14 protein-coding genes are annotated in these 15,951 nt (G+C 33.4%); all 14 read right to left on the minus strand.

Annotated elements, in window-relative coordinates; translation table 11 throughout:
- Positions 1-182: 182 nt before the first annotated feature.
- The 14 genes from BUE95_RS08130 to BUE95_RS13665 all read right to left on the minus strand — a co-directional run bounded on the left by BUE95_RS08130 (position 183) and on the right by BUE95_RS13665 (position 15,678).
- On the minus strand, positions 183-1,232 hold the full coding sequence (locus tag BUE95_RS08130; protein WP_073583246.1) for an ATP-grasp domain-containing protein: 1,050 nt from the start codon (positions 1,230-1,232) through the stop codon (positions 183-185).
- 3 nt (positions 1,233-1,235) lie between these two features.
- Entirely contained in the window at positions 1,236-2,375 is a 1,140-nt protein-coding gene (locus BUE95_RS08135) for a CapA family protein (protein WP_073583248.1), read from the minus strand.
- Positions 2,372-3,514 carry a glycosyltransferase gene (locus tag BUE95_RS08140; protein ID WP_073583250.1) on the minus strand — a complete coding sequence of 381 codons (1,143 nt, stop codon included), beginning with the start codon at positions 3,512-3,514 and terminating at the stop codon, positions 2,372-2,374. The genes BUE95_RS08135 and BUE95_RS08140 overlap by 4 nt, the downstream gene beginning before the upstream one ends.
- Positions 3,504-4,640: a non-hydrolyzing UDP-N-acetylglucosamine 2-epimerase gene (wecB, locus tag BUE95_RS08145; protein WP_073583252.1), complete on the minus strand. Its 1,137-nt coding sequence runs from the start codon at positions 4,638-4,640 to the stop codon at positions 3,504-3,506. The genes BUE95_RS08140 and wecB overlap by 11 nt, the downstream gene beginning before the upstream one ends.
- A 31-nt stretch (positions 4,641-4,671) precedes the next feature.
- Positions 4,672-5,844 (minus strand): capsular polysaccharide biosynthesis protein CapF, encoded by a 1,173-nt coding sequence (locus tag BUE95_RS08150; protein WP_073583254.1) that lies wholly within the window; start codon positions 5,842-5,844, stop codon positions 4,672-4,674.
- A 3-nt stretch (positions 5,845-5,847) separates the two neighbouring features.
- Positions 5,848-6,276 (minus strand): WxcM-like domain-containing protein, encoded by a 429-nt coding sequence (locus BUE95_RS08155; protein ID WP_073583256.1) that lies wholly within the window; start codon positions 6,274-6,276, stop codon positions 5,848-5,850.
- A gap of 22 nt (positions 6,277-6,298) precedes the next feature.
- Positions 6,299-7,333 (minus strand): polysaccharide biosynthesis protein, encoded by a 1,035-nt coding sequence (locus BUE95_RS08160; protein ID WP_073583258.1) that lies wholly within the window; start codon positions 7,331-7,333, stop codon positions 6,299-6,301.
- An 82-nt stretch (positions 7,334-7,415) separates the two neighbouring features.
- Positions 7,416-8,621, minus strand: a complete 1,206-nt coding sequence (locus tag BUE95_RS08165) for a glycosyltransferase (protein ID WP_073583260.1) — start codon at positions 8,619-8,621, stop codon at positions 7,416-7,418.
- Positions 8,621-9,823, minus strand: coding sequence for a hypothetical protein (locus BUE95_RS08170; protein ID WP_073583262.1), 1,203 nt, complete (start codon positions 9,821-9,823; stop codon positions 8,621-8,623). Before BUE95_RS08170 ends, BUE95_RS08165 begins: the two co-directional genes overlap by 1 nt.
- Entirely contained in the window at positions 9,804-11,147 is a 1,344-nt protein-coding gene (locus tag BUE95_RS08175; protein WP_073583264.1) for a lipopolysaccharide biosynthesis protein, read from the minus strand. Before BUE95_RS08175 ends, BUE95_RS08170 begins: the two co-directional genes overlap by 20 nt.
- Before the next feature lie 224 nt (positions 11,148-11,371).
- On the minus strand, positions 11,372-12,697 hold the full coding sequence (locus BUE95_RS08180) for a nucleotide sugar dehydrogenase (protein ID WP_143165250.1): 1,326 nt from the start codon (positions 12,695-12,697) through the stop codon (positions 11,372-11,374).
- A gap of 932 nt (positions 12,698-13,629) precedes the next feature.
- Complete coding sequence (locus tag BUE95_RS08185) at positions 13,630-13,893, minus strand: hypothetical protein (protein ID WP_073583266.1); 264 nt, start codon at positions 13,891-13,893, stop codon at positions 13,630-13,632.
- Positions 13,894-13,949: 56 nt separating this feature from the next.
- Positions 13,950-15,341: a UDP-glucose 6-dehydrogenase gene (locus BUE95_RS08190; RefSeq protein WP_073583268.1), complete on the minus strand. Its 1,392-nt coding sequence runs from the start codon at positions 15,339-15,341 to the stop codon at positions 13,950-13,952.
- 190 nt (positions 15,342-15,531) lie between these two features.
- Positions 15,532-15,678, minus strand: coding sequence for a hypothetical protein (locus BUE95_RS13665; RefSeq protein WP_159433505.1), 147 nt, complete (start codon positions 15,676-15,678; stop codon positions 15,532-15,534).
- Positions 15,679-15,951: the final 273 nt, after the last annotated feature.

The following is a 15,951-nucleotide window of genomic DNA, read 5'->3' on the forward strand; positions in this document are numbered from 1 at the left end:
AATAAAAATTGGCAATATGCAGATGTACTAATCCCTCAACATATGCTTACCAAAATATGTCAATCGTGACCAACACAGATTTTAATGGACATAAAATGATTCCATTTTGAAAACAAACTGTTTTTCAACTAATTAATGTTATTTAAGTGATAACAATTAAAATAAAAGCATCAAAAAAATAATTATTGATTTTTCGATTTGATAATCAATCGTTTCAAAATCTCATTTGGAACATTAAACGCATTATCAAACCACACTCCTTCTCTGTTAAAGTAACCATCTGCTGCTAAAACAGCATGATGAGAAAATCCGTAACTAATTTCAATAATTTTACCTTCACCTGATTTACTATCAACAACATAATCATATCCCATACATTCAAATCCTAGCTTATCAGAAGTTTTGAAAGCCGAGTCAATTACATTTTTAGTAACTTTTGTACGATCGTAAAACAAATCACCACCTCCTGATGCTCTAAATTCTCCTTGGCGAATATTCCTCCCTATAAAGGAAAGTTTATCTCCTACAACAACAATTTTCAAATCATAGCCATCATTGGGAATAAATTCTTGTAAATAAACATATCCTCGCTCTACATTAAACTTTTTAGCATTAGCTAAAGATCTCAAAAATTCAGGAATTCTTTTAGCCCTACTAATAAATGTCTTTAAACTTTTTGAAGATTGAATATTAGATGAGGCTTTGTAAAGCAAACTTGGAGCGCTACTTATCCCAGAGGAAAACATTTTCTTACCATAATCAAGCAATTCTTTCGCAGCATCTATCTTTTTTACATTATGCGATCCTGAACCATTTCTGAGTTTAGCAACAATAGGAAATGAAATTTCTTTATTTTGTATAGCCCTCTTTAAAGCTTCAATATCAAAATAATAAAATGATTTAGGAATTGGAGCATGAATACTTTCTAACAAATAGGTCTCTGATAATTTATCATCAAAATGCCAAGCATCATTAAAAGATGGAAATACTTTTTTTCCATGAAACGCTAACGTGTTTAATATATTCTTCGCCATAAGCATATCCTTAAACGAATAATTACTATAATGCCAAAGCACAATGTCAAATTGCATCAAAATAAGAACTACACCTATTTCATAAGGATTTATAACGCTATACTCTAAATTATTCTTTTTGCAATAATCCTCCCATTCTAAACTCCAATTAGTCGAATGTAGCTTTTCTGATTTATTATATAGGATCGCAATTTTCATAGTCTATTTTTTAGAATTTAGAATCTCTTTTGAAATTTCATGATGTGCTTCACATCTCATTAAATTTAAAATTAATTTATTATGTTTAGATCTTAACAAACTAATTGGAAGTAATTTTTTAAAAAACAATACCCTAATCAACAAGTTTTTTATGTAAATACTTGATAGATAAAAAACTTCTTGTGTTTTTAAATAGTTATACCATTCTTCAAAAAAGGATTTATCATCAGAAATTTTCTTACTCAACAAATCTAATTTCTCTAAAAAATCTAATTTCTCTTGACCTTTTAAAAGGGTAAGGGCACTATTTTTTTGACGACCCTGAAAATGAGGAATTAATTCTATTTCGAAATTCTTTTCTTTTTCTTTTAAAGACAAAATAACACTCATTCCTTCTGTCCAAATCCCTTTTTGATATTTCTTTTTATAATCAAAAATGAAATTCCCTAGACTATAAACAATTGGTTTACCTTCGTATATTTCGTTACCACTGACACAGTGCGTATGATGACCCACAACTGCATCTGCACCAATTTCAATAAAATATCTAAATCGCTTTCTTTGTTCTGGCGTAGGTAATTGATAATGCTCTCTACCTCCGTGATAAATAACTATCAATTTATCTACCTGTCCTCTTAAATTCTGAATTGCCTTGGTATTTTCAATAAAATCAAAAGTATATGCTCCTGGTACAGTATCAGTTGCTCCGCAAAATTCATTTTCAGCAATATTTAAAAACCCTACTTTTATTCCGTTGATATTTGATATAAAAGGTCTTGAGGATTCAAATCTGTCTTTTCCAGCACCTACAAAATCGAATCCTAAATCTTGTGCATGATTCATGGTATCTAAAACACCTTGACCCGAATAATCTTGTATATGATTATTCGCTAGTGTTAACAAATTAAAACCTGCATATTTTAGCGCCTTTAAAGCATTAATATCTTCCGTTTTTAAGCACGGACCAGTTTTTTCAATTTTTGTATTGGATGTTGTAACAGGACATTCAAAGTTTACTATCGCATAATCTACTCCTTTAACTATATTTTCATATCCATTGAATAAATCTTTATAGTTTTCGTTCACAAGATATTCTTTTGTTCTTCCTGTTGGGCAATAATCTCCAGCTATTAATATTCTCATTTTTTAAATGCTTTTAAAAAGGCTCTCAAATTAACAGATTGTTGTCTGTAATTGAAAACACTTAAAGTTAAATCATAACCTTTTGTAGCTATAGCTAATGCTTTATCATAATTATTGAGCATATAGGACAACTCATTAGCAAACAAGCTGTTATCATCTGGCGCAACTAAAAATGCATTTTCTCTACTTTTTAAATATTTAGGAATATCTCCAACAGCAGTTACAATCACTGGCTTTTTTGTAGATAAGTATTCTCCTAATTTTGTCGGAAATCCTCCAGAAGATTGTAAACTACTTGGTCTAGCAAGTGCCAAAATCTTAGAGTTAACTAAATAAAATGGTATTTCATCTCTCGAAACTTGACCTTTAAAAATAACGCGATTTGGCGCAATAGCATTTGCATAATCCACAATTTCTTTAAATTCAGAGTCTGTTGCTGTTCCTAATAATAATAATTGTATCGAAGGATGCTGTTCCTGAATCAAAGAAAAAGCTTCAATTAAATTTTTCACTCCATCTTTATTCCCTCCCATATAACCACAATAGGTAATACAATTTGAATATTCATCAGTTCTATCTACGTTTTTAAATCTATCAACATCAACTGTCATGGGCATCAAAAACATCTTACACTTTTTATTTGTTTTACCCTTAAAATACTCCAATAAGGGCTGGGTCATAACAATCATCCCATCAAACAACCTATAAATATAGTTAATGTAAAAATCAGCTATTTTCTTTTTTAAAAAACCTCTGTAATTCAACACAAAAGGAAATTCACTTTTTTCTTGGATATATGTAATATTTTTAATTTTACAGACTAAAAACAAAAGTGATATCAAGAAAGCGTTATTGGAGACTAAGATTAAAAAATCGTATTTGTTTTTTAAAATTTTAATACAAACCTTCAAAATACCAAATAATATTGTAAAAATTTTAAATCTTAAATTTGCACCCAAATTAAAATATTTTACTCCTGAAATTATCCCTCTCCTATCAGAGGAATATGCTAAAGTTAAAACATCGACATTATAATCTAACTCTTTCAAACCTTTACTGTAGGATAAGATTCTATTATTGGATGCTAAACCGCTTGGAAATTTTTGAGCTGTAACTACGCAAACATTATTACCCTTCATGCCAAACAGTCCTTTTTATATAATCCGTATAAGAAATAATAATTCTAACCACTTTCTCGGAAACATTCGGCATCGAATAATCTGCAACGGGTCTAAAATTTCGTGCTAATCCCACTTCTTGTCGCAATACTTGTGTTAAACCTTGCAAAATTCGTTCGGGAGACAGTCCAACCATCATTACAGAGGCTTCTTCCATAGCCTCCGGACGCTCATGTGCTTGGCGAATATTAAGTGCTCTGAAATTTAAAATAGAAGACTCTTCTGAAATAGTTCCTGAATCTGACAATACAGCATACGCTTGTTTTTGCAAGGCATTGTAATCGTGAAAACCAAGCGGTTTCAAGAATTGAATTTCAGGACGCATTTCAATTTTCATTTTCTCAATCATGTTTCTAGTTCTTGGATGAGTTGAAACAATGATTGGAAATTTATATTTTTCCGCTACCTGATTTAAAGTAGCCATTAGGTTTGTGAAATTTTTCTCGTTATTGATGTTTTCCTCTCTATGAGAAGATACCACAAAGAACTTCCCTTCTTCTAAATTTAATTTTTCTAAAACAGTTGAAGCTTCAATTTGTGGTAAATAGTGATGTAGTACCTCAAACATAGGAGAACCTGTTTTGATAACCCTGTCCGCTGATAATCCTTCTCGCAATAAATACTCACGTGCTATATCTGAATAGGTTAAATTGATATCCGATACATGATCTACAATTTTACGATTCGTTTCTTCAGGAACTCTTTGATCAAAACAACGATTCCCAGCCTCCATGTGAAAAATAGGAATATGCCTTTTCTTCGCAGCTATTGCACACAAACAAGAATTGGTATCTCCAAGTACTAAAAAGGCATCGGGCTTTTCTTTTTCCAACACTGGATCAATGTTGATTAAAATTTGTCCCGCCGTAGTAGTAGCATTCGAACCTGCTGCATTGAGAAAATGATTTGGCTTGCGCAAGCCTAAATCTTCAAAAAACACTTCGTTAAGCTCATAGTCATAGTTCTGACCAGTGTGCACTAAAATGTGTTCGATTGCTTCAGATTGATCCAATGCAATTAATACTCTTGATAAACGAATTATTTCCGGACGTGTACCTACAACGGTTAAGACTTTTAATTTTTTCATACTGTGTTTTTTCTAGATCTGCAATGATAATTTATACTTCCTCAAAAAAAGTGTCGGGGCGATTTGGATCGAAACTTTCATTTGCCCACATAAAAGTAACCATATCTTCTGTTTCTGAAAGATTGATAATGTTGTGGGTATAACCTGGAATCATTTCTACCACTTCAATTTTTTCGCCACTCACATAAAATTCGTTAACTGGGAAATCATTGCCATTTTCATCTTTTCCAACTTTTCTCAATTGAATGAGACCTTTTCCACTAACAACCACAAATTTTTCGTTTTTTGTATGGTGCCAATGTTGACCTTTTGTGATTCCTGGTTTTGAAATATTTACTGAAAACTGTCCCCTTTCGGGTGTTCGAATAATTTCGGTAAAACTTCCTCTTTGGTCGATATTCATTTTTAGAGGATAGGAAAATTTCTCTGCTGGTAAATAACTCAAATAGGTAGCGTATAATTTCTTTTCAAAAGCGTTATGTGTGACATTCGGCACAGTTAAATTTTCGCGTTGCTCTTTAAAACCATATAGTAAGTCGACAATTTGTCCAAGTTTCAGCTGATGAACAGTTGGGACAATGCAAAAATCACCATTTCTGGTTGCTTCATTCGTTAATGCACCTATTAACTCTTCTACTACATCATCTATATAAACTAAAGTCATTTCTACATTCGGGTCGTTGACAGAAATGGGTAAATCATTTGCAATGTTATTACAAAAAGTAGCTACCGCACTGTTGTAATTGGGTTTACACCATTTTCCAAAAATATTGGGAAAGCGATAAATAAGTGCCTTTTCTCCGCGTTCCTGTGGAGAAAAATGAGACCTTACAGCATCTTCTCCTGCTTTTTTGCTGATGCCGTAAGGATTATCCAGCTCAGCTTGAGTGGAAGAAGCAAGTACGATGGGACAATTGTTATTGTTCTCTTTCAGTTTTTCTAATAGGGCTGTAGTAAAGCCAAAGTTACCAATCATAAACTCACTTTGCTCTATTGGGCGATTTACTCCGGCTAAATGAAAAACAAAATCAACATCTTTACAAGCTTCTTCTAAAACCGAAAAATCGGAATCCCGCTTGTATTCAATGATGTGTAAATCAGTTCCTAAAACAGGATGTTTCGCCTTTCCTGCTTTAATGTTGTTCAATTGTGCAACTAAGTTTTTACCAACGAAACCAGTGGCTCCAGTTATCAATATTTTCATAAACTATTCTATTGTTAAAAAATCATCGGGATGATATTCAAATCTAAATTCATCGTCGACTTCACCCACCTTATAATCTGCTAAGACGAGCAATTTAGCACCAACTTCCTGTGCTTGAATACTACTTACAAACCCTGCTGGAACATGCAAAATATCCATTTTATCAGCCTTCAATACAAAGCAATAAGGTTTTAAGTCTTTTAATCCTTTTTCAAAATAATCAATGGATAGTATTTGAATTTTAAAAGTCCCATTGATTGCTGAAAACCAACGTTGTTCAATCTTATGCCCTTGCCATCCTCTAATGGAATATACATCTGCATTTTCGATGGTATACATTCTTTTGATGGAAGTCGCATCAAAATCATTATTAAAAGTAAGTGTTCCTCTAATGTCAGAATGGGAACCTCCAGGAATGAGTTTCGGAATCATGATTTTTTAGTGTTTTAATCTATTAACCATGTAGCTGTTCCACATCTTCACCAAAAACCTCTTTTCGTATCAGTGGCAATGTAGAAATAAGCTTCTTCAGACCTTCGACATCTTTTTGATTGGTGTTGTGCGAATGATAATCCTCTATTCTAGAAACATCTTCTTCCCCTTCAGAGAAATACTTTGCATAATTCAAATCACGATTATCCGCTGGTACACGATAAAAATTCCCCATGTCCTCAGCTTTCATCATCTCTTCCCTAGTACAAAGAGTTTCGTACAATTTTTCACCATGACGTGTCCCAATTACCTTAATAGGAACATCCTTTCCTGTTAACGTAATTAAAGCCTTTGCTAAATCCCCTATAGTTCCTGCTGGAGCTTTATTCACAAACAAATCACCAGAATTCCCATTCTCAAAAGCAAATAAAACCAAATCCACAGCATCGTCGAGCGACATAAAAAAACGAGACATATTTGGATCTGTAATCGTTATAGGTTCTCCTTTTTGAATTTGATTCAAAAATAAAGGAATCACGGAACCACGCGATGCCATAACATTGCCATAACGCGTTAAACAAACCACCGTATCCGTCAAATTTCTCGATTCTGCTACCGCAACTTTCTCCATCATCGCTTTAGAAATTCCCATCGCATTGATAGGATAAGCAGCCTTGTCTGTGGACAAACAAATAACTTTTTGAACACCATTACTTGCTGCAGCTCGAATAACATTTTGAGTTCCCTCAACATTTGTTTTAACAGCTTGCATTGGGAAAAATTCGCACGAAGGTACTTGCTTTAAAGCAGCCGCATGAAAAACATAATCCACACCACGTGTAGCAGGCTCAACAGAGGAATAATCCCTAACATCACCTATGTAATATTTAATTTTATCAGTCTTATACAAATTACGCATGTCGTCTTGTTTCTTCTCATCTCGAGAAAAAATACGAATCTCTTTAAAATGGTCTGTCGTTAAAAAACGATTAAGGACCGCAGTTCCGAAAGAACCGGTGCCACCTGTGATTAGGAGGATTTTATTTTGTATTTTCATATTCACAAATTCAAATATTCTTCAAAATTAATCTTTTTATTTTTTTAAGGCTAACATAGTATAAAATCTATTAAATTAGCAATCATGCTCTATTTATCAATTCAACTATCTTAATAACCTGATTTTTAGGATTTTTTTCTCTCAAAATAAAATCACTTGCTTTTCTACCAATTCTTTCGTTAACTTCAGTTGGTAATGATAATATGTAAGAAATTTTCTTGGAAAGTGCATCAATTGTAAGTTCATCTAATGTATAACAATAATCAAAATATTCAATAGGCACACCCGGTAATTTATACATAAGTACGGGTCTACCTGAAGCAAAATATTCCATTGTCTTGGAAGGAAAAGAAAACTTAGTATACTCGCCTTCTGGAGTTCTTGGGTTTACCAATAGCGATGCTTTTTTTTGAATAGCTAGTATTGACTCATGGGAAACCTTACCTAAATAAAGTATTCTATTATCTGTTAAAGCCTTTTCTTGTACCATCTCTTTAGCATCTCCATCACCGCAAATTACCAAGCGATAACTAGAATCTGGAATTAATAAAAATGCTTCTATTAAATTATCAATTCCATACTTTTGTGACAATGCTCCAGTGTATAACACAACTTTTGTGTCTGCTTCAAATTCAAAATTCTCAATAACCTGTGAATTAGAATTAAAGATACCCTCCATCACAACAAACTCATGATTATCTAACCCCAAAGGCACAGACATGGCTTCACTTAACAAAACAAAATTATTGAAATAAGAAATATTGTTATATATCCATTTTATATTCCTTTCTTTCAATCCAAGAGCATTATAAATGGGGTTACTACCCATATATTCGGGTAAATCTGGAACAATTACAGTTAACTCAACATCTTTAAATCTTTTTTTAGCTTTAATAGCGATATCCATTAAATTAGAATTTAACGAATAAACAAGAATATGTTTGTTACCATTATGTGAACGACACCATTCGAAAACATCCTTTTTAGCAGTGCTCAAAAACTGTTGCAAAAATGGAATATTTACAAACGATGTACATTTAGTTGATACAATACCATTAAACTTTGAAAAATCATATTTAACAATTGGCTTTCTATAACCTAACGGAAATGTACTTAAAAAAGGAATCGTAACAATCGAAATATTGATTTTATTTTGAATAAATCCTTCAACTAATGCTTCCTGTAAATTTTGTGCCGCAAACTGATATCCCCTTTTACTATTCTTAAAAATGTCAACCTTATGGGGTTGGGGATAAATTCCACATAAAAAAAGTGTTTGCATGGTCATTAATTATTTTTTTTTGAGTGAATCATAATTGATTTATAGCTTATAGCCAAAAAAATTGAAGCGTAAATAAATTTATAATATATGATAACTGGTAAAGCAAACTCAAAAAGAATTGTAGGAAATAAAAAATATAAGAAATCTATAGAAAAATTGTTTTTAGCAAACTTATACAAAGAAAAGTACATAGCGCCCATAAACAAGAAACCTCCCATAGTATAATACACTAAATAACCCGAATCAGAGTAAGTTAAATTATTTACAATATTAAAACCTATATGAAAATTGTCTTCTAAATACTTTAAATTCAAATTAAGAGTCCCAGAATTAGTATATCTCCCTCTAAAACCATTTGCTTCACTGTTAAAACTCTCAAAATAATATTCAATCAACTCAACATTTAATAAAACTTTATAAATAGTTGCGATGATCAACAAAATAAAAAGAATTTTTAAATTGTTACTTTTACTAGATTTAAAAACATAATAAGACATTATAATAGAAAAGACAAAAGCTGTATTAGATACCAACATTATATTTACAATTAGAAGTAATATCATGTAAACATAATATATTTTATTATTTGTTATTTTAAACAAAATCTTGTTAATAAAAAAGAAAAGAAAATAGAAATAACTTGCAAATGTGTAAATACCAAAAGACATCACGGGTCTATTTTTTATAAACATATTTGAAGTTGCTTCTTCGTAAAGTTGTGTATACTTAGAAATTGTAAACTCTTTTATTGAAGGATTATCAACAATAATTAGAAGATTCCAAACTAAAAAAATAATCATAAAAACGTGAACAAGTAACTTAACTATTCTTATGGATATAGTTGTATTAACTTGAAGCATACTCAAACCAAGAAAACAGACTACTGGTGCTAATCTAGATATTGAAAATTGTGCAGAGGGGTCAAATCGATTTGAAATTATTGTTATAATTATCATATAGACAATTGTAATTGCAAAAACAATGAAATGACTTAAGTTTAAATTTGAGAACTTAATAATTCCTATAAAAATTGTAACACACAAAATAGTCCAACTTACAATTATCTCATCCAGTCCTGGTAAAGTACCATTTGAAGAAGTTGGAGCTAAAACAAACATGAAAAACACAAAAAAATAGTATATCGAACCAAAAGAAGTGTACTTTTCATTATCCGCTGGTTCAATATTTTTACTTACTCCAAATCCCATTATCTCTTCCTTTTAAAATCTTATCAAGTTGAATGTGCCCAATAATTGCTTGACACAAATAGACCAAAGATGTTACCGTTATAATTCCATAATACCCCCAATGACCTGTAAAAAAAAACATCAACGGTATTGAAATAAATGCAAAAATTAGATATACAATCATTTGTACTACTACTTTTCCAATTCCATTCAAACACATCATATATAAATTAGCTCGAGATAAAATAATCATATTAAAACCCATTGCTAAAGACAATTTAAAACTAATCTCCAAATCTTTTGCTAGCCAATACTTATATACAAAAGGTGAGAAAAAAAATAAAATAACAAATATTAAAATGGTTAAACTCCAAATTTTTGACAATTTTCTATAAGTGAGTTTCATCCAAGAAAGCTCATTTTTAGTATAGGCATCAGTAAATGCCGACCAAAAAGGCAAAAAAATAATACCCATTACAATATAGATTATGCTAAAATAACGATAAACAACCGTATAATTCGTTACTGCTTCGGCACCCATAATCCTTATTATTACAAAATTAGCAAACTGAAAAACAAATAACATTGAAAGCTGAATTACAAAAAACTTCCCACCCAATCCTAGAATGTCTTTTGACAAACTCCAGTTAATGTTACTTATTGAAGGGCTATAGTCTTTAAATTTAGTATTAAAGAAAAAAAATGAAATAATAACTAAAGTAATTGTTGGTACTCCTATCATTGCGAATGCCAAATAAATAAGGTTCCCTTCTGAAAATAATGTAAATAAATAAACTACTATTAATGCAAAAAATTGTCCTAAAGTAACAATTGCAGCGGAAAATGCTGGCTTTTGGTCAGCTAATAATAGAGTCGTAAATAAGTTAAAAACCATCTGAATCGAAAAAAAGACTACTAACAAAACAAAAACCCAATGCAAAGTAACATCTAATGAGTTGTCTACCCCCAAAATATAGCTCCAACTTAACCATTGATTTACAATCAAACATAACATCATTATACTAAAAAAAATGAGTGATAACAAAGCATAACTTGTGGCTATATATTGTTTAGCTAAAGGCAAGTCGCCTTTTGCTTTTGAACTTGCAAAGCCATTTCTAAACCCATGAGTTAAACCAAAGTCAAAATATACCATCCAGGACACCAATGAACTTAATGCAATCCAAATACCATACTGTTTAGGATTCACATATCCAATTGTAGCAGGAATAAGCTGAAGAGAAATAATAGCAGCAAATAACTTATTTACAAACAAAAATAGGATGTTCTTTTGAGCTAGTCTTGTTCGAATATCATCCGCTTTAAAAAATTTTAATATATTCATCTATGAAATCTCAATATTAAGCATCTCTTTTCTTTTAAAGAAAAGCAATACCATTAAGGTAAAATAAGTTTTTAGTCCAAAAGTTAAAGCAGAACGATTAGTCAAAAATTATTTTAATAACTAGTTATTAGCATTTGTAATCACAAAATTTAATTTAATGATTTTTTTGTATTTATAACATAAATACCAAAAAATATAAAACTAATCTAACAGGTTACACAAACTTACAACTTCCCATCAACATTCATCCCCAATACCCCCTTCACATCATACACCACCGCATTTTCATTCTTCAGAGGTTCTAAATCCAAAGAAGTGAAAACAGTATGTGCAACCCCTAAAACAAGGGCATCAAATTTAGATGCTGCGTCAAGTTCAGCATGACAAATTAAACCATATTCGTGTCGTACTTCATCAGGATTCGCCCACGGGTCATAAACAGTCACTTGAACACTATAGCTCTCCAAAGCTTTGATAACATCTACTATTTTCGTATTGCGAACATCGGGACAATTCTCTTTGAAAGTGATGCCCAACATCAAAATCTGAGCACCGTTCACCTTAATATTCTTCTTAATCATCGTTTTGATGATCTGTGACGCCACATACTCCCCCATACTATCATTCAAACGACGACCCGCCAAAATAATCTCAGGATGATACCCGTGTTCTTGCGCTTTCTGTGCCAAATAATACGGATCAACCCCTATACAATGCCCCCCTACCAATCCTGGCTTAAAGGGTAAAAAATTCCATTTCGTTCCAGCAGCTTCAAGTACCGCATGGGTGTCAATATCCAAAATATTAAAAATCTTAGCCAACTCATTAACAAACGCAATGTTAATATCACGCTGCGAATTCTCAATCACTTTAGCCGCCTCTGCCACTTTTATGGTCGGAGCCAAATGAGTACCTGCCGTAATAATACTGCGATACAATGCATCCACTTTTTGCCCCACTTCTGGAGTGGATCCTGCCGTAACTTTTAATATCTTATCAACCGTATGCTCCTTATCTCCCGGATTAATGCGCTCTGGCGAATACCCCGCAAAAAAATCTTCGTTAAACTTCAATCCCGATATACGCTCCAAAACAGGAACACACTCCTCCTCCGTTACCCCCGGATATACCGTAGATTCATAAATGACAATATCCCCTTTTTGCAACACCTTCCCCACCGTTTCACTAGCCTTGTACAACGGAGTTAAATCAGGACGATTGTGCTTATCCACTGGAGTAGGAACGGTTACTATATAATAATTACAACTAGCGATATCCTCCAATTGGTTCGAACAATACAAACCTACCGCATCAGGCCCAACACCTTCCATCACCACACTAGAGTCAACCAAAACTGATTGTAACAAATTGGCTTCTACTTCTAAAGTAACATCTATTCCAGCATTCAGTTGTTGAATGCGTTGCAAATTAATATCAAATCCAACTACAGGATATTTTGTAGCAAACAGTCTTGCCAAAGGCAACCCAACATATCCAAGTCCAATAACCGCCACACGAGGCGTTGTCGTAATAAGATGATTCGCTCCCATTAAACACTCCTTTTTTGAGATGCAACAATCATTTTAACTAACACTTCTAATACCATTTTATATTTATATTAAGTACCCTACTGGGTATAAACCTTTTACATCTTAAACCAAAACACTGTTCCATCCTCATTAATAAATAAGTTCAACAGCCATCACTTCTCCTTAACAATATTTTTTTAAAACCTCAAATTTACAAAGGCAAAAACTATTGAGAACTATAAAAACGAAATTTATTCCTCCAAAGTATAAAAAAACCCAAAAACATCCTCAAAACACAAAACATTAATACTAAAAAAAATCTCTTATTGCACTTATAAAAGCCAATAAAAGATTTCTCAAATTTCTCAAATCCGTATTCCAAAAAAATCCGACAACATCCGCCTTTGCTTTAGCGAACACTATTTAACCACAAAGCTAAACTAAGAAAAAGCCGAGACCATCGGTTAAATCAGTGTCATCCGTGTTCCAAATTTTAAAGATTCCTCCCTAATTAAAATTCTAAAAATTTCTAAAATCCGTGTTCCTAAAATCCGTCACCATCAGCTTTCGCTTTAGCGAATCCGTCACCATCAGCGTTTTGCCAATGTAAATCCGCATCATCCGCGTGCAAATTCTAAAGATTTCTAAAATTCCTCCAATCCGTGTTCCAAAAAACCTGAAACCTGAAACCTGAAACTTGAAACCTGAAACCACCTCAAGATGATTTCCATTCTCAAAATTCCCCCAATCCGAGTTCCAAAAAATCCGTCACCACCTCCTTCGCTTTAGCGAATCCGTCACCATCAGCGTTTTGCCAACGCAAATCCATATCATCCGCGTGCAAATTCTAAAGATTTCTAAAATTCCCCCAATCCGTGTTCCAAAAAACCTGAAACTTGAAACCTGAAACTTGAAACCTAAAACCTGAAACCTGAAACCACCTCAAGATGATTTCAATCCCCAAAATTCCCCCAATCCGTGTTCCAAAAATCCGTCACCATCCCCTTCGCTTTAGCAAATCCGTCACCATCAGCGTTTTGCCAATGTAAATCCGCATCATCCGCGTTCCAAAAAACCTGAAACCTGAAACCTGAAACCTGAAACCACCTCAAGATGATTTCCATTCTCAAAATCCCCCCCAATCCGTGTTCCAAAAAATCCGTCACCATCCCCTTCGCTTTAGCGAATCCGTCACCATCAGCGTTTTGCCAATGCAAATCCGCATCATCCGCGTTCCAAAAAACCTGAAACCTGAAACCTGAAACTTGAAACCCTAACTCCCAATCCCTTGATAAACAAAACCAATCCTTTCCAATTCCTCCCCGTTCAAAACATTTCTACCATCAAAAACAAAGGCAGGCTTCAACATATTATCATATATTTTTTGCCAATCATACGTTTTAAACGCATCCCATTCCGTAAGCACAGCAATCGCATGAGCATTATGACACGCTTCATACGGATCGACAGCTACCTGAACCCCGTTTTTATTATCACTTTCAGAACGCGTTTCTAAATAATTCAAATCAAATAGAATCTGAGTCGCTTCCACCTTAGGATCAAAAACACTAATTGATGCTTGTTCACTCAACAAATCATCCGCAACATAAATAGCCGCTGATTCACGAGTATCGTTGGTGTCTTTTTTGAACGCCCAACCCAAGAAAGCAATTTTCTTTCCAGAAACCGTATTGTATAAAGTCTTAATAATATTTTTAGCAAAACGTCTTTTTTGATGATCATTCATGATGATAACCTGTTCCCAATAATCCGCAACCTCATGCAACCCATACGATTTAGCAATATAAACCAAATTCAGAATATCCTTTTGAAAACAAGAACCTCCAAAACCAACAGACGCTTTTAAAAATTTAGGCCCTATTCTACTATCCATCCCAATAGCTCTTGCCACCTCATTAACATCTGCTCCTGTTTTTTCACACAACTCACTCAATGCATTGATAGAAGATACGCGTTGCGCTAAAAAAGCATTTGCCGTTAATTTTGACAATTCAGAAGACCAAACATTTGTAGTTAAAATGCGCTCTTTAGGAACCCAATTCGCATACACATCTACCAAAGCCTGAATCGCATGCTGTCCTTCAGTCGTAGTATCACCACCAATCAAAACACGATCAGGAGCAAACAAATCTGCAATAGCAGTTCCTTCAGCTAAAAACTCTGGATTCGATAAAATTTGAAAATTCACACCATTTCCAGTATGATCCAAAATTTCTTTAATCGCACTAGCCGTTCTAACAGGCAATGTAGATTTTTCAACTACAATCTTATCCGTTTTAGCTACGCGAGCAATTTGACGAGCACACAATTCAATATATTTCAAATCAGCCGCCATTCCTTTACCAACACCATACGTTTTAGTAGGTGTATTTACTGAAATAAAAATCATTTCCGCTTCTTCAATAGCCTTATCTACTTCCGTAGAAAAAAACAAATTGCGCCCTCTAGCCTCACTCACAACAGCATCTAAACCCGGCTCATAGACTGGCAATTTAGACAAATCCAAATCATTCCAAGCCTGTATCCTAGCTTCATTCAAATCAACTACAGTCACTTTTATGTGTGGACACTTTTGTGCAATAACTGCCATCGTTGGTCCCCCAACATACCCCGCACCAATACAACAAATATTTTTAATATTCATAAACCAAATTTTTAAAAAAACGACAGCTAGACCACTGCCATTACGACACTAATTATATATTTTTAACTAAATCTTAAATTTCTCATCCAACAACAATAGCAAGCCAAACAAAGAATCAAATCACCATCACACAACTTTCAACCAACTCCCAAAACTTGAAACCTAAACCTGAAACTTGAAACCTGAAACCTTAAACTTGAAACCACCTCAAGATCATTTCCATTCCCAAAATTCCTCTTATCCGTGTTCCAAAAAAATCCGTCACCATCCCCTTCGCTTTAGCGAATCCGTCACCATCAGCGTTTTGCCAATGCAAATCCGCATCATCCGCGTGCAAATTCTAAAGATTCCTCCCCAATTAAAATTTTAAAAATTCCCAAAATCCCTCCAATCCGTGTTCCAAAAACCTGAAACTTGAAACCTGAAACTTGAAACCTGAAACTTGAAACCTGAAACTTGAAACTTGAAACCACCTCAAGATCATTTCCATTCCCAAAATTTCCCCCCAAGCCGTGTTTCAAAAAAATCCATCATCATCCGCTTTCACTTTAGCGAAGCCTATTTAACCACAAAGCAAACCAAAGAAAAACCCGAGAACATCCGTTAAATC

The organism is Flavobacterium cucumis (assembly GCF_900148835.1).
GTDB classification, from domain to species: Bacteria; Bacteroidota; Bacteroidia; order Flavobacteriales; family Flavobacteriaceae; genus Flavobacterium; species Flavobacterium cucumis.